At 61.1% G+C, this 25,415-nt stretch carries 24 protein-coding genes and 1 tRNA gene; 13 read left to right on the forward strand and 12 right to left on the reverse strand.

All coding sequences use genetic code 11. The features are described 5' to 3' along the window. Window positions 1-152: 152 nt before the first annotated feature. The 8 genes from IEG05_RS18620 (at window position 153) to arsJ (ending at window position 5,425) form a co-directional block, all read left to right on the forward strand. Window positions 153-566, forward strand: a complete 414-nt coding sequence (locus IEG05_RS18620; RefSeq protein WP_046621710.1) for an arsenate reductase ArsC — start codon at window positions 153-155, stop codon at window positions 564-566. A gap of 10 nt (window positions 567-576) precedes the next feature. Then, complete coding sequence (locus IEG05_RS18625; RefSeq protein ID WP_014820252.1) at window positions 577-933, forward strand: metalloregulator ArsR/SmtB family transcription factor; 357 nt, start codon at window positions 577-579, stop codon at window positions 931-933. A gap of 13 nt (window positions 934-946) precedes the next feature. After that, complete coding sequence (locus tag IEG05_RS18630; RefSeq protein WP_046621714.1) at window positions 947-1,417, forward strand: arsenate reductase ArsC; 471 nt, start codon at window positions 947-949, stop codon at window positions 1,415-1,417. A 19-nt stretch (window positions 1,418-1,436) separates the two neighbouring features. Next, entirely contained in the window at window positions 1,437-2,150 is a 714-nt protein-coding gene (gene arsH / locus IEG05_RS18635; RefSeq protein ID WP_046621717.1) for an arsenical resistance protein ArsH, read from the forward strand. An 18-nt stretch (window positions 2,151-2,168) separates the two neighbouring features. Continuing rightward, window positions 2,169-2,663, forward strand: a complete 495-nt coding sequence (locus IEG05_RS18640) for a cyclin-dependent kinase inhibitor 3 family protein (protein ID WP_046621720.1) — start codon at window positions 2,169-2,171, stop codon at window positions 2,661-2,663. 10 nt (window positions 2,664-2,673) lie between these two features. Further along, on the forward strand, window positions 2,674-3,000 hold the full coding sequence (locus IEG05_RS18645) for a YnfA family protein (protein ID WP_003284967.1): 327 nt from the start codon (window positions 2,674-2,676) through the stop codon (window positions 2,998-3,000). A gap of 25 nt (window positions 3,001-3,025) precedes the next feature. Next, window positions 3,026-4,030 (forward strand): ArsJ-associated glyceraldehyde-3-phosphate dehydrogenase, encoded by a 1,005-nt coding sequence (locus IEG05_RS18650; protein ID WP_191122511.1) that lies wholly within the window; start codon window positions 3,026-3,028, stop codon window positions 4,028-4,030. Window positions 4,031-4,210: 180 nt separating this feature from the next. After that, window positions 4,211-5,425, forward strand: coding sequence for an organoarsenical effux MFS transporter ArsJ (arsJ, locus tag IEG05_RS18655; protein WP_046621723.1), 1,215 nt, complete (start codon window positions 4,211-4,213; stop codon window positions 5,423-5,425). A 42-nt stretch (window positions 5,426-5,467) separates the two neighbouring features. Here the strand turns inward: arsJ and IEG05_RS18660 are convergent, their stop codons facing one another. From IEG05_RS18660 to IEG05_RS18700, 9 genes are all read right to left on the reverse strand, one after another. Continuing rightward, on the reverse strand, window positions 5,468-6,721 hold the full coding sequence (locus tag IEG05_RS18660; RefSeq protein ID WP_046621724.1) for an alginate export family protein: 1,254 nt from the start codon (window positions 6,719-6,721) through the stop codon (window positions 5,468-5,470). Between the two features lie 133 nt (window positions 6,722-6,854). Next, complete coding sequence (locus tag IEG05_RS18665; protein WP_014820245.1) at window positions 6,855-7,034, reverse strand: hypothetical protein; 180 nt, start codon at window positions 7,032-7,034, stop codon at window positions 6,855-6,857. A 152-nt stretch (window positions 7,035-7,186) separates the two neighbouring features. After that, window positions 7,187-7,873: an RES family NAD+ phosphorylase gene (locus IEG05_RS18670; RefSeq protein WP_046621727.1), complete on the reverse strand. Its 687-nt coding sequence runs from the start codon at window positions 7,871-7,873 to the stop codon at window positions 7,187-7,189. Further along, window positions 7,873-8,277 carry a hypothetical protein gene (locus IEG05_RS18675; protein ID WP_046621729.1) on the reverse strand — a complete coding sequence of 135 codons (405 nt, stop codon included), beginning with the start codon at window positions 8,275-8,277 and terminating at the stop codon, window positions 7,873-7,875. Before IEG05_RS18675 ends, IEG05_RS18670 begins: the two co-directional genes overlap by 1 nt. A gap of 282 nt (window positions 8,278-8,559) precedes the next feature. Then, window positions 8,560-8,646, reverse strand: a tRNA-Leu gene (locus tag IEG05_RS18680). A 97-nt stretch (window positions 8,647-8,743) separates the two neighbouring features. After that, window positions 8,744-11,023, reverse strand: a complete 2,280-nt coding sequence (locus IEG05_RS18685) for an ATP-dependent DNA helicase (protein ID WP_046621731.1) — start codon at window positions 11,021-11,023, stop codon at window positions 8,744-8,746. Further along, a complete protein-coding gene (locus tag IEG05_RS18690; RefSeq protein WP_046621733.1) occupies window positions 11,020-12,657 on the reverse strand; it encodes a VRR-NUC domain-containing protein in 1,638 nt (545 codons plus the stop codon). Before IEG05_RS18690 ends, IEG05_RS18685 begins: the two co-directional genes overlap by 4 nt. Before the next feature lie 155 nt (window positions 12,658-12,812). Beyond that, a complete protein-coding gene (gene hemN, locus IEG05_RS18695; RefSeq protein ID WP_014820239.1) occupies window positions 12,813-14,201 on the reverse strand; it encodes an oxygen-independent coproporphyrinogen III oxidase in 1,389 nt (462 codons plus the stop codon). A 221-nt stretch (window positions 14,202-14,422) separates the two neighbouring features. After that, a complete protein-coding gene (locus tag IEG05_RS18700; RefSeq protein ID WP_046621734.1) occupies window positions 14,423-16,045 on the reverse strand; it encodes a methyl-accepting chemotaxis protein in 1,623 nt (540 codons plus the stop codon). Window positions 16,046-16,651: 606 nt separating this feature from the next. Between IEG05_RS18700 and galU the strand changes: the two genes are divergently transcribed. Continuing rightward, window positions 16,652-17,491, forward strand: coding sequence for a UTP--glucose-1-phosphate uridylyltransferase GalU (galU, locus tag IEG05_RS18705; protein ID WP_014820237.1), 840 nt, complete (start codon window positions 16,652-16,654; stop codon window positions 17,489-17,491). Window positions 17,492-17,537: 46 nt separating this feature from the next. On the opposite strand, the gene IEG05_RS18710 is transcribed toward galU, so the two are convergent. Further along, window positions 17,538-17,960: a VOC family protein gene (locus IEG05_RS18710; protein WP_046621736.1), complete on the reverse strand. Its 423-nt coding sequence runs from the start codon at window positions 17,958-17,960 to the stop codon at window positions 17,538-17,540. 71 nt (window positions 17,961-18,031) lie between these two features. Between IEG05_RS18710 and gorA the strand changes: the two genes are divergently transcribed. Continuing rightward, on the forward strand, window positions 18,032-19,390 hold the full coding sequence (gene gorA / locus IEG05_RS18715; RefSeq protein WP_046621737.1) for a glutathione-disulfide reductase: 1,359 nt from the start codon (window positions 18,032-18,034) through the stop codon (window positions 19,388-19,390). Between the two features lie 40 nt (window positions 19,391-19,430). On the opposite strand, the gene IEG05_RS18720 is transcribed toward gorA, so the two are convergent. After that, a complete protein-coding gene (locus tag IEG05_RS18720) occupies window positions 19,431-19,937 on the reverse strand; it encodes a copper chaperone PCu(A)C (protein ID WP_023445397.1) in 507 nt (168 codons plus the stop codon). A 449-nt stretch (window positions 19,938-20,386) separates the two neighbouring features. Between IEG05_RS18720 and IEG05_RS18725 the strand changes: the two genes are divergently transcribed. The 3 genes from IEG05_RS18725 (at window position 20,387) to IEG05_RS18735 (ending at window position 24,380) form a co-directional block, all read left to right on the forward strand. Next, on the forward strand, window positions 20,387-21,682 hold the full coding sequence (locus tag IEG05_RS18725; protein WP_191122512.1) for a sialidase family protein: 1,296 nt from the start codon (window positions 20,387-20,389) through the stop codon (window positions 21,680-21,682). Next, on the forward strand, window positions 21,682-22,269 hold the full coding sequence (locus IEG05_RS18730) for a hypothetical protein (RefSeq protein ID WP_046621739.1): 588 nt from the start codon (window positions 21,682-21,684) through the stop codon (window positions 22,267-22,269). Before IEG05_RS18725 ends, IEG05_RS18730 begins: the two co-directional genes overlap by 1 nt. Window positions 22,270-22,343: 74 nt before the next feature. Then, window positions 22,344-24,380: an LTA synthase family protein gene (locus tag IEG05_RS18735; RefSeq protein ID WP_046621741.1), complete on the forward strand. Its 2,037-nt coding sequence runs from the start codon at window positions 22,344-22,346 to the stop codon at window positions 24,378-24,380. 95 nt (window positions 24,381-24,475) lie between these two features. Here the strand turns inward: IEG05_RS18735 and IEG05_RS18740 are convergent, their stop codons facing one another. Beyond that, a complete protein-coding gene (locus IEG05_RS18740) occupies window positions 24,476-24,862 on the reverse strand; it encodes a diacylglycerol kinase (protein WP_046621743.1) in 387 nt (128 codons plus the stop codon). Window positions 24,863-25,415: the final 553 nt, after the last annotated feature.

Below are 25,415 nucleotides of genomic sequence, written 5' to 3' on the forward strand. Positions count from 1 at the left end.
TATATGCGATGCGGAATATACGCCTCTTGTTCCGGCGCAACAAACTTGCCTTTGACACCCGCAGTAAATAGCTGACCTAGCTCGAGAGAGCTTTACTTGCTTATGCGCTAAGCAATATATTCGGCTAGGCATATCTTATGGGGAACGGCTTTATGGCCTACAAATCGCGTGTCCTGTTCGTCTGCGTCGCCAACTCGGCACGCTCCCAGCTCGCCGAGGCGTTGCTGCGGCATGCCGATTCGGAGCACTTCGAGGCGTTCAGCGCAGGCACCGCTCCCACCCAGGTCGATCTACGAGCGCTGGCAGCGCTTGAGCAGCTTGGTGTTGCGACAGTGGGATTGCACAGCAAATCGCTGGAGGAAGTGGAAGGGCAACCGTTCGATTTCGTGATCACGCTGTGTGATAAGTCATCGCTGGAATGCCTTGCACTGCCTGGTGCGGGCGAGTACATCGCCTGGAACTTCGAAGACCCTGCCACCAGCGACCAGCCGGATGCTTACCGGCACACGCTTCACGAGATACATGAGCGGATCAAGATGTTCGTGTTGGTCAAGAACAAGCGCTGAGAAGATATCAATGGTCGAGCACCTGACACCTACCACTGTATTCAAATGCCTGGCAGACGAGACTCGCGTGCGGATCGCGTTGCTCGTCGCCCGTGAAGGCGAATTGTGTGTCTGCGAGCTGACCTGTGCGCTGGATGAGAGCCAGCCAAAGATCTCGCGGCATCTGGCGCTGCTGCGCGGATGCGGAATTCTGGAAGACCGCCGTCAGGGCCAATGGGTCTACTACCGACTCCACCCGCACCTGCCTGACTGGGTGACCGACATGCTGCAGCCGATCCTGGCCGCTAACAAGAATTGGCTGGGCGATAACGTGCAGCGCCTCGAAAGTATGCGCAACCGCCCAGAGCGCGCCAGCTCATGCGCCTGAATCAAGAACGACCATGAAGATTCTCTTTCTCTGCACCGCCAACAGCTGCCGCAGCATTCTGGCCGAGGCGCTGTTTAACCATCTCGCGCCGGCCGGCATGCGCGCGTTCAGCGCCGGCAGCGAGCCAAGAGGCGAGATCAATCCACTGACGCTTGAGGCGCTGGCGCGGGCCGGCATTGCGGCTGATGGCTTGTATAGCAAGAGCAGCGACGCGCATCAGGCGCTGAATCCCGACTCCGTCATTACCGTCTGCGACAAGGCCGCTGGCGAAGCGTGTCCGGTGTATTTCGGGCCGGCCACCAAAGCGCACTGGGGGCTTGTCGATCCTTCCGAGAGCGTCGGTAGCCCCGAGGAAATAAAAGCGGCGTTCGATGCCACGCTCGTCAGGCTCAAGCTACGTTTCACCGCGTTTCTCGCGCTACCGCTCGCTCAACTGGATGCCGCTACGCTGAGAACCGAGCTGGCACGCATCGGCACACTTTGAACCTAGCAGGACATGCCTAATGAACAACGATCTGCCCAATATCGACCCAGATCTGCTGGATATGCCTGACCTGGACAAGCTTGCTCTGCCGGCAGGTCCAGAACACAGGCCACGCATCCTGCTGCTCTATGGCTCTAACCGGGAGCGCTCCTACAGTCGTCTGCTGGTACAGGAAGCTGCGCGCCTGCTCGAACGTTTCGGTGCCGAGACGCGCATCTTCAATCCGTCCGGATTGCCGCTGCCGGACGATGCACCGGACAGCCATCCGAAGGTGCAGGAGCTGCGCGAGCTGATGCAGTGGTCGGAAGGTCAGGTGTGGTGTTCGCCCGAGCGTCACGGCTCGATGAGCGCGGTATTCAAGGCCCAGATCGACTGGGTGCCGCTGGCCATGGGCGCGGTGCGGCCTACCCAGGGCAAGACGCTGGCGATCATGCAGGTCAGCGGCGGTTCGCAGTCGTTCAACGCCCTGAACCAGATGCGGGTGCTGGGCCGCTGGATGCGTATGCTCACTATCCCCAACCAGTCCTCCGTGGCCAAGGCCTTTCTCGAATTCGACGACGCCGGCCGGATGAAGCCCTCGGCCTACTACGACCGCGTGGTGGATGTGATGGAGGAGCTGATCAAGCTCACCCTGCTGGTACGCGGTCGGGCCGACTACCTGGTCGATCGCTATTCGGAACGCAAGGAGTCAGCCGAAGCGCTGTCCCGTCGCGTCAATCAACGCTCCATCTGACTTTCAGGAATCGCCCGCGTGTCCCATCCCTACGACATCCTCGATGTACCCGGCAGCGCCGGTCAGCTGATCTTCACACCGTGCCCCGGCAGCAAGGGCACCAGCGTCGATGAGGCGCTGGCTACCCTGCAAGCAGCCGGCGCTGACGCGCTGATCACCCTGATGCCTGCTGAAGAGCTGGCGCGCAACGAAGCGACGCAGCTGGCGCAGCTCTGCGCCGAGCGCGGCCTCGAGTGGTTTCACCTGCCGGTGGCTGACGAACAGATGCCGCTGGCGGACTTAGACCAGGCCTGGGAACAGTCGGCGGATCGGATCAATGAGCTGCTGGATGCCGGCAAGCGCATCGCTATTCACTGCAAGGGCGGCTCCGGTCGTACGGGCCTGATCGCAGCGCGCATCCTGATGGACCGCGACGTGCCGCGCGCAACCGCCATCGCCAGCGTCCAGGCGCTGCGCCCCAAGGCTATCCAGCATCCGGCCCATGTCGGCTGGATCGAACGCTTCGGCGCATGACGGGCTTCGCATGCTGAATACGCTTGGCCTGTTCGTCATTACCGCGATAGCGGAGATCGTCGGCTGCTATCTGCCATACCTCTGGCTGAAACAGGGCAAGAGTATCTGGTTGCTGCTGCCAGCTGCGCTTTCCCTCGCGCTGTTCGCCTGGCTGCTGTCGCTGCATCCCACCGCCGCCGGGCGCGTGTATGCGGCGTACGGCGGCGTGTATGTCGGCGTGGCGCTGGTCTGGCTGTGGCTGGTCGATGGTGTTCGCCCGACCTGGTGGGACCTGCTTGGCTGCGCCGTTGCGATGCTGGGCATGGCGATCATCATGTTTGCGCCACGAACTTCCTGATTCACCTTTCAAAAGCGAGGCATCCATGAGCATCAAAGTTGGCATCAATGGCTTCGGCCGCATCGGACGTCTGGCACTGCGCGCGGCATGGGATTGGCCGGAGCTGGACTTCGTGCAGATCAACGATCCGGCAGGGGACGCGGCCACCCATGCGCACCTGCTGAACTTCGACTCCATTCACGGTCGCTGGCAACACGAAGCGGGATCCGATGGCGACGGTCTGGTGATCGACGGTCAGCGGGTAAAGGTCAGCGCCAACAAGGCGATCAGCGAAACCGACTGGTCGGGCTGCGATCTGGTCATCGAGGCCAGCGGCAAGATGAAGACCGTTGCCGTGCTGCAGCAATATCTGGAGCAGGGCGTCAAACGCGTGGTGGTCAGCGCGCCGGTGAAGGAGCCGGGTGCACTGAACATCGTCATGGGCGTCAACGATAGTCTGTTCGATCCGGCGCAGCATCGCATCGTCACCGCGGCATCCTGCACCACCAACTGCCTGGCGCCGGTGGTCAAGGTGATCCATGAGCAGCTCGGCATCCGCCACGGTTCGATCACCACCATCCATGACCTGACCAATACCCAGAGCATTCTCGATCAGCCGCACAAGGACCTGCGCCGCGCTCGGGCCTCGGGCATGAGCCTGATTCCCACGACTACCGGCTCGGCCACGGCGATCGCTGAAATCTTCCCGGAGCTGCGCGGCAAGCTGAACGGCCATGCCGTGCGCGTGCCGCTGGCCAATGCCTCGCTGACCGATTGCGTGTTCGAAGTGGAGCGCGCTACCGATGCCGCTGAGGTGAACCAGCTGCTCAAGGCCGCGGCAGAGGGCGAGCTGAAGGGCATCCTCGGGTATGAGGAGCGGCCGCTGGTTTCCATCGACTACCGCACCGACCCGCGCTCGTCGATCATCGATGCGCTGTCGACCATGGTCGTCAACGGCACTCAGGTGAAGATCTACGCCTGGTACGACAACGAATGGGGCTATGCCAACCGCACCGTGGAACTGGCGCGCATGGTGGGGCTGGTAGGGTGAGATGCCGCTGAGTGGCGTGTTGCCGAGAGCGGTGCGGGTTATGGAAACGGCAGGGTGGGGGCTGAAGCCCACCCTACGGCAAATCCGTGACGCGACGCCCCCGACTCTCGGCATGCCACGCCATCGCTGCTCGCCAATCTAGTTGCGCAATGCACCTGCTCAATCAATCCGGAACCGACCATGCAAGCCCTTGCCCGACTGCCCCCCGCGGTGCGCCAGTACCTGATCGTCACCGGTAACTACTGGGCGTTCACGCTCACCGACGGCGCGCTGCGCATGCTGGTGGTGCTGCATTTCCATTCGTTGGGCTACACGCCACTGCAGATCGCGGCGCTGTTCCTGTTCTACGAAGTGTTCGGTGTCGTCACCAATCTGGTTGGCGGCTATCTCGGCGCTCGACTCGGCCTGAACCGGACGATGAACCTTGGCCTGGCGATGCAGGTGGTGGCGCTGCTGATGCTCACTGTGCCAGCGGCGTGGCTGACGGTGCCTTGGGTGATGGGTGCGCAGGCGTTGTCCGGTATCGCCAAGGATCTGAACAAGATGTCGGCCAAGAGCTCGATCAAGCTCCTGGTACCCGACAGCCAGCAGGGCACGCTGTACAAGTGGGTGGCCATCCTCACCGGCTCGAAGAATGCCCTCAAGGGCGTGGGATTTTTCCTCGGTGGTGCACTGCTGACGCTGCTGGGATTCGCCGGCGCGGTCCTGGCGATGGCAGCGGTGCTAGCCGTGATCTGGATCAGCAGCCTGGTGCTGTTGAAAAAGGATCTTGGCAAGGCGAAGGCCAAACCGAAGTTCAAGGACATCCTCTCCAAAAGCCAGGCAATCAACGTACTGTCGGCCGCGCGGCTGTTTCTCTTCGGGGCTCGCGATGTCTGGTTCGTCATCGCGCTACCGGTGTACCTGAGCACCGTCTTCGGCTGGAATTTCTGGATGGTCGGCGGCTTTCTGGCCTGCTGGATCATCGGCTACGGCATCGTCCAGTCGATGGCGCCGGCCATTACCGGCAAGCGCAGCGGCAAGGTACCGGATGGGCGTGCGGCCTTCATCTGGGCCGCGCTGCTGGCGGCGCTACCCGCGGCAATCGCTGTGGGCCTGACAACTGATGCATCGCCGCAATGGGTGCTGATCGGTGGGCTGCTGCTATTCGGTGCGCTGTTCGCGGTGAACTCCTCGCTGCACAGCTATCTGATCGTCAGCTACGCCAAGGAAGACGGCGTTTCGCTGGACGTGGGCTTCTATTACATGTCCAACGCCATGGGTCGGTTGATCGGTACCCTGCTCTCCGGTTGGGTGTTCCAGGCCTATGGGTTGCAGGCTTGCCTGTGGGTATCGTCACTTTTCGTGCTGCTCGCCGCGATTATCTCCCTGCGCCTGCCTCGTCACACGCGATAGCTGAGTAGGGAAGGTCGGGCGCGAACGCCCGACCCGTATCGCTTAGTAGCTGTACTGCAGCTGTGCCCAAAGCTTCTCGGTATCCACCGAATAGTCGTCCGCGTCGTAGCCGGCGTACTTGACCGTTGCGACCAGCCCTTTGACCAGCGGGATGGCGCGGCTGTAAGCGATGTTGATCTCTTCCCCGTACTGCTCGCTACCACGCTCGGCGCGGAAGTCGTGGTACCAGGCCTGCAGCGTGCCGCCCAAGAGCGGTAGTGTGCCCCCCAGGTAAACGTCCTGCACACCGTCCGCGGGCGTCAGCAGGAAGGTGTCGGCCCAGCCCTGAAAGGCGTGCTTGGTGGCCAACGGCGTCTGGAAGGCGCGATTGCCCGGCCCCGAGTCGCCGCCCAGTACTTCCACGCCCGCTTTAAGAGTCGCACCCTTGAGGGCGTAGCCAAGTTCGGCCAGGTAGTACTCGCTGCTCAGCTCCTGTGGATTGTCGGCGTAGTCCTGCTGGCGTGCATATTCAAGCGCATAGCTGATGCCGTGGAGGGCACCGTTCAGACGCAGACCTGTGGTCTTGCTGGACAGGGTGCCGAGCGCAGCGGCGGGTGCAGTGGCGATGTTGTCCAGTCCCAGCAGATAGCTGTAGGCGGTGGCCGTCAGCGCCGGTGAGTGAGCGTAGCGGGCGTTGAACAGATGGCTGTGGCCTTCGATATTGGCCGGGTTGGCGCGATTGTCGAAACGGTTGTCGCCCGGGCCGAAGGTCGTGTTGATGTTGTTGATGTAGGCGTAAGTCAGGGTCAGCTTGTCGAGCGGTTGCAGCTGGCCCAGCACACCGTCGTAGGTTTGTTCGCTCTGCCGCCAATCGACGCCACCGACGAAGCGCTGGTTGTCCAGATTGATGCGCTGACGGCCGGCAATGGCGTTGCCGAACGCGTGGTCGTAGCGCAACAGCGCCTGGTTGATCTCGCTGCCGTCGGGGTCGGCTACCACGGAGTAATCGGTCTGGCCGTTGCGTGTGCTGTTGTAGGCGGCATCACCCAGGCGGCTTACGTTGTCTGCCTCGACCAGAGCCGACAGGCCGTACCACTTGCCGGTCTGAAAGCCGACGCGGGTGCGCAGCGTCTGGGCGTTGGCGTGCTCAAGTGCGTTGTCCTGATCGACGTGCTCGTAGCGATAGCGCACATCCAGAATCGGTTTCGCGTCGGTGAACAAGCTGCTGAAGGTTTCCTGAGCGAAAACCGCCGGACTGCATAACAGGCCAGCGCTCAGCAGGTAGGGGGTCAGATGATGGGGATGCAGGTTCTTCATGTGCCGCTCCTTGGTTGACATCGGAGCGAAAGATAGGCTGCTTACTATTTTTGCCATTGACAGCCGTCAAGACCATAGAAAAGCTCTGGAACAGGCCTTGCGACCCGTTCGCGAGGCCTGACAGGAGTCGAGCTCAGCTGTGTACAGCGGTTCTCAGCATGCCGATATCATGTGCGGCGCGCTGAATCAGTGCGGCAGCGTTCGGCCCGGCCTTGTCATGACCGTTACGACGCCCGCGGCGCCAATGCACCATGGGCTGGAGTGCACTGATATCCGATCGGGTAACCAGTTCTTCGAGTGATCGCTTGCTCATGTTCGCGTCCTCACGTCGTGAGTTCGGTGGAGCGTCCTTGCGCCATGGGGAGTCCATGAGCAGACGATGCGCGATGATTGTTACAGCGGTTTGGCAGCACGGCGCAATCGGATGGCCGGTGCAGGGAGGAGAAGACGGCTAACGCGCCAGCATCAGACTTCGGTGATCGCGCTGACGCTGGTGATGCCAGCGTTCCAGATCATCTCGTAGTGTGCGGTCTGAACGATGGACAGTACGCGCCGCGGCGTCATGAGTGCCCAGCAGTGCCGGCCTGGGCTACGTACCGAGTGATACCGCAACCCGGGGAATCCCTCTTGCCTGGCGAGGCGACCGAACTGGCGGGAGTGGAAGTAATCATCCGCGTCGTAGATCGGATCCGACATCGACACGCCCGTGGCATCCAGCAGCCCGGCCTCGTTGAATTGACATGACAACCCGCGGAAAACGAACCGCTCGAAGTTCAAGCCTACGACATTCGACCAGTAGTGCTCCTGGTGATACCGCACCTCGACCAGTGCCGTTTCCATGCTGTCGGCCAGATACAACACGCCGTAGCTGCCATCGCTGAAACGAGAGCCGGCTGGATTCACGTGGGTGAACGGCGCCGTAGCGTAGGAGCAGCCCGGAATGCCGAACGGTATTTCTGACCGAGGAATCAGCTCGAGGCGGCCAGTTTCGTTGTGCAATCTCGGGTTTGTCAGCGCCTGCAACTGATAGAGGATTTCAAATTCCTCGGCGTCGGCTACGTCATCGAACAGATCGATGGGAGGATACTTGGAGTTCACCAGCCGGTACGACTGGCACCGGGCATCGGCCCGTATCGGCAGTCGCTGCGGCACTACCACTGCGCGCCTCGCAGGCTGTCGATACGGCGGAACGACTCGTACAGGGAAATCATGTCCCCCTGAGCCATTACCTCCAGCGGCGATCGCCCGTTGAAGAATTCGTTGTGATTGGGCATTGCCGGAAAGCCGTAAGTGTTTTCCGGGTTATCGAAGATCAGCCGCAGTGCTGCGTGGATGTTGAGAATGAAACTGACGCGCTGCATCTGGTCTGGGTCCAGACTGACCGACCAATCTGCATTGCGGAGTTTGGCCCGCGCGTGAGTACTGCGGGAGATACGCAGTATCCGACAGGCCTGTTCGGTAGACGCCTGCCATTTTTCGAGAATGTTCACCGCAGTACGAAGGCCGGCGGCGCACTGATCTTTGGTAAACGCGGGTGCCTGAAGAGTCGCAGTCATGGCAATTGCTCGATTAATCCCATGGACACAGCATAGCACTGTATGTATCTGCAGACACAATTGCGCGCGTACTATCTTTCTGGACATTGAAAAGAGCGGCAGCGCGATGTCGGCAAGTTCGATATGAACTTCAGCCAACCCTCAGGCTGGTAACTGCGTTCGATGGATACAAAGGTTGATCAGATAGTGCGCTGACGATGGCAGCGCTAGCGCTAATTGCGGAAAGTCAGTAAAGCGCAAATGACAAGACGGACGCTGGAAGGCTGAAAGCCGCGTAAAGACTGGTGCCCGGAGCGGGGGTCGAACCCGCATACCCTTTCGGATGAGGGATTTTAAGTCCCTTGCGTATACCAATTTCGCCATCCGGGCGGAGGCTGCGTAGCAGTTCGCCGATGGGGAATCGGCGGCGCAGGACTATAGCGAGCCTCCGGACACCACGCAACCCGAACGGCGCCGTTGCGTGGCCTCAGTCGCTGGAAACTGGCGAAAGCTGCCACCAGCTCGGCAGCAGGAGGCGTATCTGCGACCGGCCGAAACGGTCGTCGATCAGGTGCACGACGCCTTCATCGCTCTGTGTGCGGATAACCCGTCCCGCAGCCTGCACGACTTTCTGCAGCCCGGGGTAGAGGTAGGTGTAGTCGTAACCCAGGCCGCGGCCGAACAACTGCTCCAGGCGTGTCTTGAACTGCTCGTTGACCTGATTGACCTGCGGCAGGCCGAGGGTGGCGATAAAGGCGCCAATCAAGCGGTTGCCTGGCAAGTCGATGCCTTCGGCGAATGCGCCGCCGAGCACCGCAAAACCGACGCCCTTGCTGTGCTCGGTGAATCGGTCGAGAAATGCACTGCGGGCCGCTTCCTGCATGCCACGAGTCTGCTCCCAGAAGGGCACGTCCGGATACTGCTCGCGCAGCAGGGCAGTCACCTGTTGCAGGTAATCAAAGCTGCTGAAGAACGCCAGGTAGTTGCCGGCGCGCTCGCGATATTGCTGGGCGATGAGCTCGACCACGGCACCCAGCGAGGCCTGGCGGTGCTGATAGCGGGTCGAGACATGCTCGGCCAGGCATACCCGCAGCTGATCGGCCTGGAATGGCGATTCGACCTCGATCCAGGCGCTACCCGTGGGCAGGCCCAACATATCGGCATGGAACCGGCGCGGGTTCAGCGTGGCCGAGAACAGCACCGTCGAACGAGCCTGTTCTAACCGTGGCGCGAGGAAGGGCGCTGGAACCACATTGCGCAGGCACAGCATCGAACGCTTGTTCTTGCCGCGGCCAGTTGCGGGTAACAGGCTGATATCGAACAACGAATGCTCGCCGAACTGTTCGGCGATCCGGCAGAAATGCATGGCATCGAAATAGGCCCGTTGCAGCTCTGCATCCAGCCCACCGGGCTGTTCGCCAAGGTAATCGGTGACCGCGCTGACGGCCTGTTGCAGCGCGCCGAGCAGCTTGAGCGGCAGCTCGGGCTGCACCTGATAATTCGCCAGCTGCTCGCGATGCAGGTCGTTCCAGCAGCGCTGTACCCGACCCAGCGGGCGTTTCAAGGGCGCCGGCGCCTTGCCGCCGAGACCGGCAAAGACCCGCTGATCGAGCTCGGCGCTGTACATGCCGCGCGCGCGTTCGAGCAGGTTGTGCGCTTCGTCCACCAGCACGCTGATACGCCAGTCATTGTTGAGCGTCAGGCCGTAGAGCAGGGCGCTGATGTCGAAATAGTAGTTGTAGTCGCCGACCACGGCGTCCGCCCAGCGCGCCAGCTCCTGGCTGAGGTAATAGGGGCAGACCTGATGGGCGAGGGCGACCTCTCGCAGGGCCGCTTGGTCGAGCATGCTGTGCTGCAATGCCGCTGCTCGGGCCGCGGGCAAACGATCATAGAAACCCTTCGCCAACGGGCAGGATTCGCCGTGACAGGCCTTGTCCGGGTGCTCGCAGGCCTTGTCACGTGCGATCAACTCGAGCACACGCAATTCACCCGCGCCGTTGCGCTGTAGCGTTTGCAGTGCATCCAGCGCCAGGCGGCGGCCGGAGGTCTTGGCAGCGAGAAAGAACAGCTTGTCGAGCTGCTGGCCGGGAAACGCCTTGAGCTGCGGAAACAGCGTGCCCAGGGTCTTGCCGATACCGGTCGGCGCTTGCGCCATGAGCGTGGTGCCAGTACAGGCTGCCTTGTACACCGCCTCGGCGAGTTGCCGCTGGCCGGTGCGGAAATCGGCATGAGGAAAACCCAGCGCGGTGAGCGCCTGATTGCGCGCGTCGCGATGGGCCAGTTCCTGTTCGGCCCAGTCGAGAAACGCCTGACACTGGGTTTCGAAAAAAAGGCGCAGGCTCTGTGCTCCGTGGCGTTCGACGAAGAGGGTTTCCTTGTGGCTGGCGACGTCGAAATAGACCAGTGCCAGCTCGACCTCGTCGAGCTGGCGCGTCTGACACAGCAGCCAGCCGTAGATCTTCGCCTGCGCCCAGTGCAATTGCCGATGGTTGGCCGGCTGACGTTCCAGATCCCCGCGGAAGGTTTTGATTTCTTCCAGGCGGTTCCGCGCCGGGTCGTAGCCATCGGCGCGGCCGCGCACCATGAGTTTTCCGTATTGGCCCTCCAGAGCCACTTCACGTTCGTAGCCCTCGCCGCGCCTGGCGCTGACCTGGGCGTGGCCGGCGATGCCTTCCAGCGCGGTGGGCGAGGGTGTGAAGCGCAGGTCCAGATCGCCGACCTTGGCGGTGAATTCGCAGAGCGCGCGCACCGCGACCCGATAGCTCACGCCATGACCTCAGCCCATTGCACATGGCAGACCGCAATCGGCAGACCGTGCTGATGGGCGTAATCGATCCAGCGCTTCTGGTTGTCCTGCAGGCGGTCGCCCGGGCCTTTCACCTCGATCATCCGGTAGCGGCGTTCTTCGGGCCACAGCTGGATGAGGTCAGGCAGGCCAGTACGATTGCCGCAAACATCGGCGAGGATGCGCTGAAACATCAGCTTCAGATGCGCGGCGGGAATGCACGCCAAGGCATGGGTCAACAGCTTCTCGTCGAGCAGCCCCCAGGCAACGAACGCGTTATGAATGCCGAGCTTTGCCTGGAAGGTGCGCCAGATGCAGTCGCGGTAGTCGTCACTGTCGAGACAGGCCAAGCAGGCGGCAAACAGGTCAGCGCGCCGTTGATGAAAATCCGCACGATTCAGATCGGCCGGCGCCCAGTGGAAAGAGTGGAAGAACGCACCGGGCAACGGTGCGAAGATCGCGTCCCAGCAAAGCAAGCCGAACAACGAGCCGACCAGGGCATTCTCGACGTAGTAGACCGGCGCGTCTGGTGTCGACAGGTGCTCGCGCACCGCATGCTCGACGCTACAGCCGGCTCGGGGCAGGATCAGGTCGAGCTGCTCCGGCTTGCGGTTGAGTGAGCGCAGCGTAGGAATACCCAGGCTGCGCTGCAGGCGCGGCTTGATTCGCTGCAGTTGCTGCAGTTCGTGCTCACTCTGCGGCGCAGCCTGCGCCTGATCCAGCAGCTCCAGCGCTGCTGCAGGCTGGCCACAGCGTTCGAGCACGCGAATCGCTCGCTCGCGAGCACCGGGATAGCTATTGGAGGCATGCAGGCGCAGGGCTTCTGCCAGGTCACCGATGCGCTCGAACCGCTGGCCGATACGCAGCAGCAGCTTGCCGCGGCGGCTTTCCAGCCAGGCGTTGGCATAGGGCACATCGGGCACGTCGGCCAGCACGTCGCTCGATGACTCACCGGTATTGAAACGCTCGCGGCAACGATGCAGATGCAGATAGGCATCCAGCTCGGTGCGACAGTTGAAGGCGCGGGAGCTGGGCGAGAAGACGACCTGCTCGTAACGATAAATGCCGAGGTCAGCCAGCACGAACTCGGACCAGTCCTGATGGATGTTGCCGAAGAACAGCAAACGCAGGCGCTCACAGAGCTCGTCGATGCATAACGCAAATACCGCGTCTTCGATCTGGCTGCACCACGCCTGAAACGGCTTGGCCATCTGGTGGTCGACGCGCAGCTTATCCAGCAGCTCGGCCTTGCGCAGGCTGGCTGATGCAGACGACCCGAACACCTGCAGCAGCTCGCCTTTGGTCAGCAAAGCGAACAGCTGCTCGAGCGTCAGGGCCGAAGACGCATCGACCCATCCCTGATCGATCAATGGCTCTAGCGCGCGACGCGAGCAGCCAATCTCCGGATAACGCAGCTTGCTTGCTCGAAACAGCATGCCCTTGCGCATCACCATGCGCACCAGCAGCGCCTGGGAAGGCTGCGGCAACAGGGCGAAACGCTCGATAAATGCCAGCTCGGTTTCATCCAGCAGATCACTGTGGTGACGGCTCACCCAGGCCAGAACCTGTCGGAAGTTTTCGAGGTAGTAGAAGGGATTTTCCAGGGCCTGACGCATTGCACATCCGCTGCAGCTGGGGCGCGCGCGGCCCGCTCAAAGACTGGCTATTTATACAGTTTGAGCGGCGTTTGGCAATTGCCCGGTGATCAGCGGAAGTCTCACCAGCTACAGCAGGCGGCTACGCGCCGCCTGCTGTGACGTCGTTGGCGAGATCAGACCGTGCGCGAAAAACGACCGCGCTGCTCGCCGCCGAGATAGGCGTCGAAGGCCATGGCGACGTTGCGCATCATCAGCTGCCCTTGCGGCAAGAGGACCAGCGCATCGTCGTGCAGCTCGACCAGGCCATCGGCCACCGGTTCGGCGAGCTTTGCCAGCGAATCGGCGAAGTATTCCCGAAAATCGATGCCGTGCTTCTGTTCGATCTGGCGGTAGTCGACGCGGCTATGGCACATCAGCGACACGATGACGTCACGGCGCAGGCAGTCATCGTCGCTCAGCTTGTAGCCGCGCTGCACCGGCAGCATGCCCTCGTTGAGGCGCGCGTAATACTGCGATAGCTCCTTGACGTTCTGGCTGTAGCTGTCGGCGACCTTGCCTATGGAGGAAATGCCCAGCCCGATCAGGTCGCAATCGGCGTGGGTCGAATAACCCTGGAAGTTGCGTTGCAGCGTGCCATTGGCGCGGGCAAGGGCCAGTTCGTCTTCCGGCAGGGAGAAGTGATCCATGCCGATATAGATGTAGCCGGCGGCGGTAAGGCGCTGAATGGTCAGTTCCAGCAGTTCGAGCTTGCGCTCCGGCGGTGGCATGTCCTCTGGGCGGATCAGCTTCTGTGCGCGTACCAGCTCCGGCAGGTGGGCATAGCTGTAAGCGGCGATGCGGTCCGGACGAATGTCGATGATCTTGTCCAGCGTGGTGTCGAAGCTGGCCACCGTCTGCAGCGGCAGGCCGTAGATCAGGTCGACGCTGATGGACTTGAACTGTGCGTCGCGGGCGGCCTGGACCAGCTCGCGAGTCTGCTCCTCGGTCTGGATGCGGTTGACGGCGATCTGCACCTGCTCGTCGAAATCCTGCACGCCGAAGCTCAGGCGGTTGAAGCCCAGCTTGCGCAGGCCGTGGATCTGCTCGGGCGTGACGGTGCGCGGGTCCACCTCCAGCGAGAACTCGTGGTTGTCGCTGTCATCCATGTTGAACGCCTGATGCAGGCACGCCATCAGGTCGGCCAGCTGCTCGCTGGTGAAGTAGGTGGGTGTGCCACCGCCGAGGTGCAGCTGAGTGAGCTTGCGCGAACGATCGAACAGTTCGCCCTGCATGGCGATCTCGCGCTTGAGGTATTCGAGGTACTCGACGGCGCGCTCGGTCTTGTGGGTGATGATCTTGTTGCAAGCGCAGTAGTAGCAAAGGCTCTTGCAGAACGGAATGTGGATGTACACCGACAGCGGCTTGGGCGTTTGCGCCTGATTGCTGCGTGCGGCGGCGGCACGGTAATCATCCTGGGCGAAGGCCTGGTGAAACTGTGGGGCCGTGGGGTAGGAGGTGTAGCGCGGACCTGGACGGTCGTATTTCTCGACCAGGGCGCGGTCGAAGCTCGGCAGTTGGTCCATGTTCGTTTTACCTAAGGTTGAATTCGGAGTCCGGCGCGGAACGCGGTGTCACCCTCGGGTGTGTCCGGCTCAGGCAGGTCATGGGCGCGGATTATGGACGATTCGGTCCGGCGCGCCGACTGTCTCAGATCAAGAATAGCGCCCCGGCGGCACTCCGAACCGCACCGTTGGGCGATTCGAAATGCATACCGGGCGCGGCAGGGAAGGCCGCGCCGCAGTGGTCAGAGTTTGAACTGGCCGACCAGACGGTTCAGCTCGGTTGCCAGACGCACCAGCTCGTCGCTGATCTGCGAGGTCTGGGATGCGTCAGCCGATGTGGTGTCCGCAATACGGCTGATGGTAGTGATGTTGCGATTGATCTCTTCGGCAACCGCACTCTGCTGTTCGGCAGCCGTTGCGATCTGGGTGTTCATCTCGTTGATGGTGCCGACTTCGTCGGCGATCACGGCGAGACTCTGGGCAGCCTTCTCGACGCATTGCGAACCCGACCGGGCACGCAATTGTGCTTCGCTCATGGCCTGCACCGCATTGCGAACGCCGCCTTGCAGCTGTTCGATCATGGCCTGGATTTCTTCAGTGGATTTCTGCGTGCGCGAAGCTAGGGTACGTACCTCATCGGCCACCACCGCAAAGCCGCGGCCCTGTTCGCCGGCGCGTGCCGCTTCGATGGCTGCGTTCAGCGCCAGCAGGTTGGTCTGCTCGGCGATGCCGTTGATCACGCCGAGCACCATGTCGATGCTGGCGCTGTCGCTCTCGACCCGCTGGATGACCTGGGCGGCTTTCTCGATCTCGGCGATCAGCACTTCGATGCCGTCCAGTGCCTCGGTGGCGACCTTCACGCCGGCTTTTGATTCGTTGTCGGCGCCGGTCGATGCCGTGGCGGTCTGGCTGGCATTGCGTGCCACTTCCTGCACGGTCGCGCTCATCTCGTTCATCGCCGAGGCGACCATGTCGGTCTCGCTGCGCTGCTCGTTGACGGCAGCCAGGGTCTTCTCTGCAACATGGGATACCCGCTCGGAGACATCACTGAGCTGATGGGTAACGCCCGCGACGGCCTCCAGGCTATGGCGGAACTTGCCGATCATGCGGTTGAAGGCATCGCCCATCGCACCGATTTCGTCCTTCGCACCCACCTCGACGCTAAGGCTGAGGTCTTCGTCCTCGGCCATGGTATTCATGGTGTGGCGCATGGCAGTGATGCGGCGAATGATGACGTGGCGCACGGTCAGGCACATGACCACCACGCCGATGAACAGCAGCAGCAACTGAATCCCGCCACTGATCATGATGTTGCGGTCGACTTCCTGGTCCAGCGCCTTGAGGTCATAGCTGATGCGCACAGCGCCCATGACCGTGTTCTCGCCAACCTGGTGGCAGGTCAGGCAGTTGGTACCGCGGTAGTCCGCGTGGGCCAGGATGGGATTGATGACGGTCAGCACACGGCCACCGCTCTGCTTGTTGACCTCGATGATCGCCTCGCCGCTCAGCGCGCGGCGATCCAGCGCGTCGGCCGGGGCCTGGTGGTCATAGCCAGGGCCGAACACCTTGGTGACTTCTTCCCCGCGGATGATGCGCGCATCGATAACGCCTGGGCGCGCGAGAATCTTGTTCCGCAGCACCTCTCGCTGAGCCATGGTGCCGGTCAACATCATGGTGTTGATGCTATCGAAATAGGAGTCGGCGGCATCCTTGGTCTGCTGCTCTACAACTTGGAGCACGAGCCGCTTCTCCGTACTGGCAGAGAAGAACAACGAGGCAGACATGATCGCCACCAGGACCAGCACCAGGGCCAGGTTGATCTTTGTCTGCACGGACATTTGTCGGGAGGCGGAGCTGTTGTTCATGGTTTTCCTTAGTACTAGTGCCACGCGGGGTCAGCTGCCATTGCAGCACTGCTGCGCTGCCGATACTTGCGGCGCAGCATTGAGCAGGCAGTCACCTGCTGATATCGGCGTGCTGTGCGTATTCTTGAAATCAACCGCAGGTGATAGCCATGCGCCATTATTGGGCGGCGCTATGGTATTGCTTTTCGACTCGAGAGAAGTGCTTCGGGCGACCGACAACAGTGCAATTGCACATTTCCCTGACTCAGGTCATGGGTCGACCGGCTCTCTTTCGGTGCAAGGTGCGACCAAGGTGTAATGATCATTGGTTATGGGTATTCGCGGTTGCGCGTCCGGTTATTCGGTCTCACTGGCACGGTGAAAAAACACCGACAGATGGCTTTACAGAGCGCCCCGACCGCCATTAGCGTGGCGACCCGCCGGAGCAGCGAAACCAGCGCCCCCGAGCGGCAGGCACATAATCTGCATCGAGCGTGAATGTCGCTGCGAACCCCGCTGCAAAACGATGGTCGTAGGCTCTACGCCGGCATGGCCGGGCAACACCGCAAGGCAGCTGCTGTTCTCGATGGCAGTGCATCGACTGGAACCTTTATTTCAAGGACTCACATGATCAAGAAATGCCTTTTTCCCGCTGCCGGATATGGCACCCGTTTTCTTCCTGCAACCAAAGCCATGCCCAAGGAAATGCTGCCGGTGGTGAACAAGCCCCTGATTCAGTACGGGGTTGAAGAGGCGCTGGCGGCGGGGCTGAACCAGATCGCGATCGTCACCGGGCGTGGCAAGCGCTCGCTGGAAGACCATTTCGACATCAGCTACGAGCTGGAGCACCAGATCCGCAACACCGACAAGGAAAAGTACCTGGTCGGTATTCGCCGCCTGATCGACGAATGCAGCTTCTCCTACACCCGCCAAGTGGAGATGAAGGGCTTGGGGCATGCGATTCTCAGCGGCCGCCCGCTGATCGGCGATGAGCCGTTCGCCGTGGTCCTGGCTGACGACCTTTGCATCAACCTCAATGGCGATCCGGTCCTGGCGCAGATGGTCAAGCTCTACAACCAGTTCCGCTGCTCGATCGTTGCCATTCAGGAAGTGCCGCCGGAAGAGACCAGCAAGTACGGTGTGATCGCCGGCGAGATGATCCGCGACGACATCTACCGCGTCAGCCACATGGTCGAAAAGCCCAAGCCGGAAGATGCGCCGTCCAACATGGCGATCATCGGTCGCTACATCCTGACTCCGGACATCTTCGATCTGATCGAGCAGACCGAGCCGGGCAAGGGCGGTGAGATTCAGATCACCGACGCGCTGATGCGCCAGGCTCAGGATGGTTGCGTGCTGGCGTACAAGTTCAAGGGCCAGCGCTTCGACTGCGGTAGCGCCGAGGGCTACATCGCGGCGACCAACTTCTGCTACGAACACTTCTACCTGACCGGCAAGGCGTTCTGAAGCAATTGGGCCACCTAAGGGTGGCCCAGTCACTTCCGGGCCTGCTTCAAGGCTCCGGCATATCCTCGGCACCCGGTCCAAGCGGCTGCCCGTAGCTGAATTCGACATAGTTGCCCGCAGGATCGCGCAAACCGCAGTAGTAGCCCACCGGATAGGGTTCGTCGCGCGGCTCCCATATCAGACAGCCTTCCCTGCGCGCCAGGTCGGCAACCGCATCCACTTCCTCTCGACTGGCCAGCGCGAAGCCGAAATGGCTGTAGTCGTCCATCGCCAGCGATCGATCCTTGCCGTCCGGCATCATCACGAAGATGAACTCGCGCTCTTTTCCAGGCTCCGCCATCCAGACGATGCGTGAGCCCTTTCCGGGGCGCTCGTGAAACACGTGCATGCCGCAGAAGCGCTCATAGAACGCGATACAGGCGTCCAGATTGGGCACGTGCAGAGCCAGGTGGGTGAGGGTAGGGCGCATGCGGCACTCCTTCGGTGATTCAGGCCGAAAGCCTGGGTTATGCTGTTCGCTACAGAAGGAGACAACATTACATGGCTTACGACTTCGATCTATTCGTCATCGGTGCAGGTTCCGGTGGCGTGCGTGCGGCGCGCTTCGCTGCAGGTTTCGGCGCGAAGGTGGCGGTTGCGGAAAGCCGTTACCTGGGCGGTACCTGTGTCAACGTCGGTTGTGTGCCGAAGAAGCTACTGGTCTACGGCGCGCATTACGCCGAAGACATTGGCCAGGCACAGGGCTACGGCTGGACCATCGACGGCGCGACCTTCGACTGGAAGACCCTGATTGCCAACAAGGACCGGGAAATCCAGCGACTGAACGGCATCTACCGCAGCATCCTGGTGGATAGCGGCGTGACCCTGCTGCAAGCGCATGCGCGCCTGGTCGATGCCCATACCGTCGAAGTCGAGGGTAAGCAGTACACGGCCGAGCACATCCTGATCGCTACCGGCGGCTGGCCCCACGTGCCGGCGATTCCGGGGCGTGAGCACGCCATCACGTCCAATGAAGCTTTCTACCTCGAATCCTTGCCGCGACGTGTGCTGGTGGTCGGTGGTGGCTATATCGCCGTCGAATTCGCCTCGATCTTCCATGGCTGCGGTGCCGATACCAAGCTGCTCTATCGCGGTGAATTGTTCCTGCGCGGTTTCGATGGCTCGCTCCGCGATCACCTGAAGGACGAGATGATCAAGAAGGGCGTGGATCTGCAGTTCAACGCCGACATCGTGCATATCGACAAGCAGGCCGATGGCAGCCTGCTCGCGACGCTGGAAGACGGCCGCACGCTGGAAGCGGACTGCATCTTCTACGCGACAGGCCGCCGTCCGATGCTGGACAACCTGGGGCTGGAAAAGGCCGGCGTAGCGCTGGATGCCCGAGGTTTCATTGCCGTGGACGATGAATACCGTACCTCGGTGTCCTCGATTCTGGCGATTGGCGACGTGATCGGTCGCGTGCAGCTGACACCCGTCGCACTGGCTGAGGGCATGGCCGTGGCGCGGCGGCTATTCAAGCCGGAGCAATATCGCAAGGTCGATTACACGACCATCCCGACCGCGGTGTTCAGTCTGCCGAACATGGCAACTGTCGGGCTGACCGAGGAGGAGGCGCGCGAGCAGGGCTACAACGTAACGATCTTCGAAAGTCGTTTTCGGCCGATGAAGCTGACCATGACCGATAGCCTCGAGCGTAGCCTGATGAAGCTGGTGGTGGATGCTGAGACCGACCGTGTGCTCGGCTGTCATATGGCGGGACCGGATGCCGGCGAGATCATGCAGGGGCTGGGCGTGGCGCTGAAGGCCGGGGCCACCAAGCAGGTGTTCGACGACACGCTGGGCATCCACCCGACGGCCGCCGAAGAGTTCGTCACCATGCGCACACCGGCGGCGATCTGAAAGCATGCTGGCGGCCGCCTGCGGCGGCGCGCCAGATCACTCAGTGATGATGCCCTGGCGCAGCACCGCCGGCAGCCGGGGCATCTACCTCGATGCTCACCTCGGTGGTGATCTCGCCGCCGTCCTCGAATTGCAGCGTCACCGGGAAGCTCTCCCCAGCCACCAGCGGCTGCTTGAGCCCGAACAGCATCACGTGATTGCCACCCGGCTTGAACTCCACCTTGCCAGCTGCTGGCACGTCGACCGCCTCGACCTGCTGCATCTTCATCATGTCGCCCTGATGCACATGGGTGTGCAGCTCGGTCTTTTCGGCACGTGAGGTCTGCGCCCCGATCAGGCGCTGTGGCTGCTGACCACGATTTTCCAGTATGAAGTACACCGCGCCAGTCGGAGCGCTGGGCGGCATCGCCCGCGACCACGCCTGGCTGACAGCCAGCTCGCTGGTGGCTGCTTGTGTCGAAGCCTGATGGTCGTGGTGGTGCTCCTGCGCAAGGGCAGGCAAGCAGAGTGCCGCAAAAGTACCAGCGGCCAGTAAGCGAAGCAGCATGAGAGAACTCCCGTTCTGTTGAGATGCGCCATATTACGCCGCTGGCCCTGCAGCGGTACGTCTGGGTAGTCGACTTATCGGTCGGCCATGGCCTGCGTGCCGCGCGATGGAGAGGAGGGTGCAGCAATTTGCCACAGGTATGTTTGTGACACTATATTGCGTCGCCTGCACTTGCAGCCATCGAGGATTTCTGTCGCACCTGATTTTTCTGCGCGAAGCGTTTATCAAGCGCGGCTGATCGGCTTCCTGCACCAAGTGATTGCTCCGCCCCTGGTGCTCGGTCATGATCGGCGGCCACTCAAACAAGCTCGGTACTCCCGGCCATCAGAAGTCGGGGCAAACCGATCAATACACTTCTTTTTCACGCCCCGACGGTTTTTGGGGCATACGAGCCTGTCGTTTCTTGCAAAGCGCAGGACGCGTCATGTGTTTATACGGACATGATTTATATGAGTTCTGGAAAGTTCGGATTTCTTCCCACCTGCCTGTCTGTCATCGCCCTTGCAGCTATTTTCACTACCGCCTGGTGGCTTCATCCTGAACGAGCGGTTTCCGGGTTCGCTGTAGCCGATTCTCATGCTCTGCCGCTCGCCAGCAAGGGGCCGTTTTACAGCACCCGCTTCGCATCCTCCGATCTCGACGAGTTTGTCCATGCCTCCTCGGTGACCTCCTTGCCGGATGGTGGCCTGATGGCCGTATGGTTTGCCGGTTCACGCGAAGGGGCTGCGGATGTTCAGGTGCGCGGCGCGCGATTCGACGCGATTGCGGCGGAGTGGGGCGAGGAACTGGTCCTGGCAACTCGCGAGTCGACCCAGAAGGCGACCCAGAAGCACATACGCAAGCTCGGCAATCCGGTCATTGCGCTGGCTCCCGACAACAGGCTGTGGCTGTTCTATGTGTCGGTATCGATCGGTGGCTGGGCTGGAAGCGCCATCAACGCCATGTATTCGGATGATCTGGGAAAAACCTGGTCGACTCCCAGGCAGCTGATCACCACCCCCTTCTTGAACATCAGCACACTGGTGCGTAATGCCCCGGTATTCCATCAGGACGGCACCATAGGACTGCCCGTCTACCACGAGTTCCTCGGCAAGTTCGCCGAGTATCTGTACATCAGCCCGAACGGCGAGGTGATTGGTAAAAGTCGAATCAGCAAAGGCAACGATTCACTGCAACCAACAGTGGTGCCGATGGACGAGCAACACGCCGTTGCCATGCTGCGCTATGCAGGCTCCAGCCATCATCGCGTGCTTGCCAGCCGCACCGCAGATGCCGGCAGAACCTGGAGCAAGCCTTATCCGATCGACCCGGCCAACCCCAATTCGGCGCTCGCAGCGGTGGCCACGCCCAATCATGGCCTGCTGGTTGCCCTGAATGATCTGGAGGACGGGCGTTTCCGGCTTCGCCTGATGGAAACCGACTCCAGCCTCGATCTCTGGAAGCCGGTGATTGACCTGGACGAATCGCCTGACCCGGAGGGCAACCCGTTCACCCCGGAGGTATATCGGGAAATCATCGGCGACAAGTTTCGCCTTTCCAGCGGGCCGCGGCGGCTATCGCTGGTGGACGAGTTTCTGACAAACCTGGATAAGCGCGTCTGCAAGACCCATGGCTGCGATTTCGAGTACGAGTATCCCTACTTCATCAGGAGCGCCGACGGTCTCTACCACCTGGTCTATTCCTGGAACAATACCTTCATCAAACACGTCAGCTTCAATGATGCCTGGCTACTGGAGCAGCTCTGATGCCTGAACTCTGGCAAGCGCATCTGACCTTCGGGTTACTCGCTTTCATCGTCACGCCTGGATTTGGCCTCGGCCGAGGGTTTCAATGGCTTCGCCTTCTCCTCCTGCTAGGGATCAGCTTCATTCCCGTGGACGGTCTGTCATTGGCCGCCTACATGCGCAGCTTCACTGATGATGTGGCCATCACGACGCTGGTGGCGCTGGCATTTTTCGCGGCAGTGCGCTTGGGACTGATGGCGATGCCGCCGCAGAACGCGCGCGTGCAATTGTTGATCGCGATGGCGGGGCTGGCGCTTTTTCTCTACCCGGCAACGATGGGCCTGTCCTATCTGGACCCCTATCAACTCGGTTACGCCCCCCGCCCGCTGATCGCGGTGGTGGGCGTGCTTGCCCTGGGATTGCTGCTGCTCAAGAACTGGCTGGGCGCTTCCATGCTCGGCCTTGCCACCTTGGCGTTCAGCCTGGGGATCAAGCCGTCGCCCAATTACTGGGACTATCTGCTAGACCCCTTCATCGCCTTGTTCAGCTGCGGGGCGTTGCTCGTCTATGCCTGCAAGGCACTCGTGCGCAAGCCAATGCCCGCGTGACGAAAATTACTCCAGCCGACCTGTGATGGCTCGGCTGCGCTATTTGACGATTCGATAGATTCGAGGTTGGGACAATGGGTTGGCTTCAGTCGCGGCGCCTGCATTACTGGTTCGGTGCAGTCGGGATTCTGTTCATTGCGCTCGCAGCATTGCGCGGGATTTTCTTCGTCGGTTTCTCCGGGCTGGAGCCCAGCGCGCTCGGCACGGTCGATGCCGTACCCGAAACGCTCGGGATCGGCCTGCGCTTCGACCTTCGCCTGGCGATCCTGTTGATGTTGCCGATCGCGCTGTTGGCGTGGCTGCCGGTCTGGAACCTGACCCGCTCCCGCGTCCTTCGCTGGGTGGCGCGGCTCTATCTGGCTCTGGCGCTTGGTGCAGTGCTGCTGGTCTACATAATCGATTTTGGCCACTACGCCTATCTCGGGGTGCGCATCAATGCCACCGTCTTGCGCTTTCTGGAGGACGCGCAGATCTCCACCGATATGGTCTGGCAAACCTATCCAGTGGTCTGGATCACCCTTGGCTGGGCGGCGGCAACCGCTCTGGTCTGGTGGCTGCTGCTGCGCTTCGAGCGGGTCACACTGGATCGCCCGGCAAAGCGAATCAGCCGGCTTTCACTGATCTGGGGTAGTGCGCTGATGGTGGTGGCTGTCTTCGTCGCCATCCTCGGGCGTTTCGACAATATCAACCTGGAAAACCCCGTGCCGCTGCGCTGGAGTGATGCTTTTTTCTCGGGCGACAACCAGATCGCAGCCCTTGGCCTGAATCCGGTGATCTTCCTCTACGACACGCTGAAGGTGCCCAATCAGCCGTATGACCGGGAACAGGTCGAGGCCCATTACGATGTCGTCAGCCATTACCTAGGCGTCGACCAGCCTGATGCGAAAACGCTTAATTTCAGCCGGGAGCAGGGCGTTCAACCCTATGCGATTGACGGAAAGCGGCCGAATGTCGTCTTCGTCATGCTCGAATCCCTGGGCACCACCGCAGTGGGCGCCTACGGCAACCCGCTCAACCCAACTCCCAATATCGACCGGCTGGCCAAGCAGAGCTGGCTCTTCAAGAACTTCTACGTTCCCGTGACCGGCACCGCGAAGACCGTGTGGGCGAGCATATCCGGCGTACCAGACGTTTCCCGTCAGGAAACCGCGACGCGCAATCCGCTGATCACTCGGCAACACAGCCTCGTCAACGCGCTGCAGGGCTACGACAAGTACTACATGATTGGCGGCAATTCCGGTTGGGCCAATATGAATGCCCTGATCCGCCAGAGCATCGACGACATCCAGCTATATGAAGAGCGCCACTGGAACTCTCCGATGGTGGATGTGTGGGGAATCTCCGATCTGGACCTGTTCAAGGAAAGTGACCGGCTGCTGCGAGAGCAGGGGGAGGGCAAGCCCTTCTTTGCCTATATCCAGACGGCGGGCAACCATCGTCCGTTCACCATACCCAAGCAGAACGACGGCTTCGAAGCCCTCGATCTGCCTTTGGAAAAGGTGCAGGGCGCCGGTTCCCGCAGCGTGGCGCAGTACAACGCGGTCCGCCTCCTGGATTTCAACATCGGCCGCCTGATGGAGATTGCGAAGGAAGGCGGCTGGTACGACAACACCATCTTCGTCATGTTTGGCGACCACAACACGCGCATCGCCCAGATTCCGCACATGCTGCCGGCATACGAAAAGCTGGGGCTCGAGAGCAATAATGTTCCGTTGTTGATCCATGCGCCCAAGCTGCTGGAGCCACGAGTGATCGAGGAGGCCGTGGGTCTGGCCGATCTGCTACCGACCGTACTGGGCATGGCCGGCATGGAGTTTCGCAACGGTGCAATGGGACGCGACATCCAGCAGCCGGCTCCTGAGGGAGAGCGCGTGGTTCCACTCGTGCTCCGCGAAGGCACGTTCCCGCTGATTGGTGGCGTGACCAAGGACTTTCTTCTGCAGATGCAGCACGACGGCAGCCAGCCGACCCTGCACGAAATTGCATCACCGGAGCCTCTGGTCGACGTAGCCGACCGGTATCCCGAGGAATTCCAGCGACTTGTCGCCCTGACACGGGGACTGCACGAGGCATCGCGCCTGATGCTCTATCAGAACGTCAGGAAGGACTGAGTTCCAGGGCGGTGACTGCCTATCCGCGAGCTGTCTGACACAGCGCGCGGCTGGGCAGATCGGGCGAACATGAGCATGAAGTTACAGCGCCAGGCTCAATAGAGAATCATCAGCCAGGTGACCGCTACCATCACCAGCGACAGCAGTTGCGCCGCGCTGCCCATGTCCTTGGCGTTCTTGGAAAGCGGGTGCAGTTCGAGCGAGATTCGGTCGATTGCTGCCTCTATCGCCGAATTGACGAGCTCGACCACCAGTGTCAACAACAGCACGATCACCAGTAACAAGCGTTCGATTCGGCTGACGTCGAGCGTGAACGCCAGTGGTATCAGGACAGCATTGAGCAGCAGCAGCTGTCTGAAGGCAGCTTCGCCGGCAATCGCAGCACGGATACCTGCAATGGAGTATCCCAGCGCTCTCAGGATTCGCCTGAGACCTGAGTGCCCCTTGAGCGATTGCGCGTTGAGTTCTTCGATGCTGCTCATGTTCGACTTCCTGGCAGAATTGTGGCGAGTATAAGCATCCCGCGGCAGAGAGCGCGTGCTGATCGTGGCTAAACGAATACCAGAGAGGGAAAGGCCCAGAAGGTGTGTCGTACGTCAGCTAACTGGAGAATATAAGTCACTGGATAATCAATGGTTTACGCATCTAGCATGAGATTTTCTGTGACCGAAAACGTCAGCTATCGCGAGATTTTCATTGCGAAAATCATCTAAGTGGAGAATTTCCTGAAAGCCGTGTTAGCGACAAGCACACAGCGCCTAGCGGATGGATTTCTACCGAGCAAGCGTGGCCGCGCATTGACAACTTGTCAATACTGGCCAAATGAGGGATCGAGGTCGTTAGCCTTGCTGATACGAGACTCTAGAAGGGTTGAATTGGCTCAGTCGAGCCAGAAGTGATGTCCTGCGTGTTGGCGCTGATGGAAAATTGACCCACCCTGCCGATTGAAATTTGACCCAGGGCGGATTGCTGATTTTGTTACCAGCAACTGTGGATAAGTCTACCAGCGCAGCTGCTGTTGCCCCCACTCCTTCG

Origin of the sequence: Stutzerimonas kunmingensis (assembly GCF_014764705.1) — a bacterium.
In the GTDB taxonomy this organism is placed as follows: Bacteria; Pseudomonadota; Gammaproteobacteria; order Pseudomonadales; family Pseudomonadaceae; genus Stutzerimonas.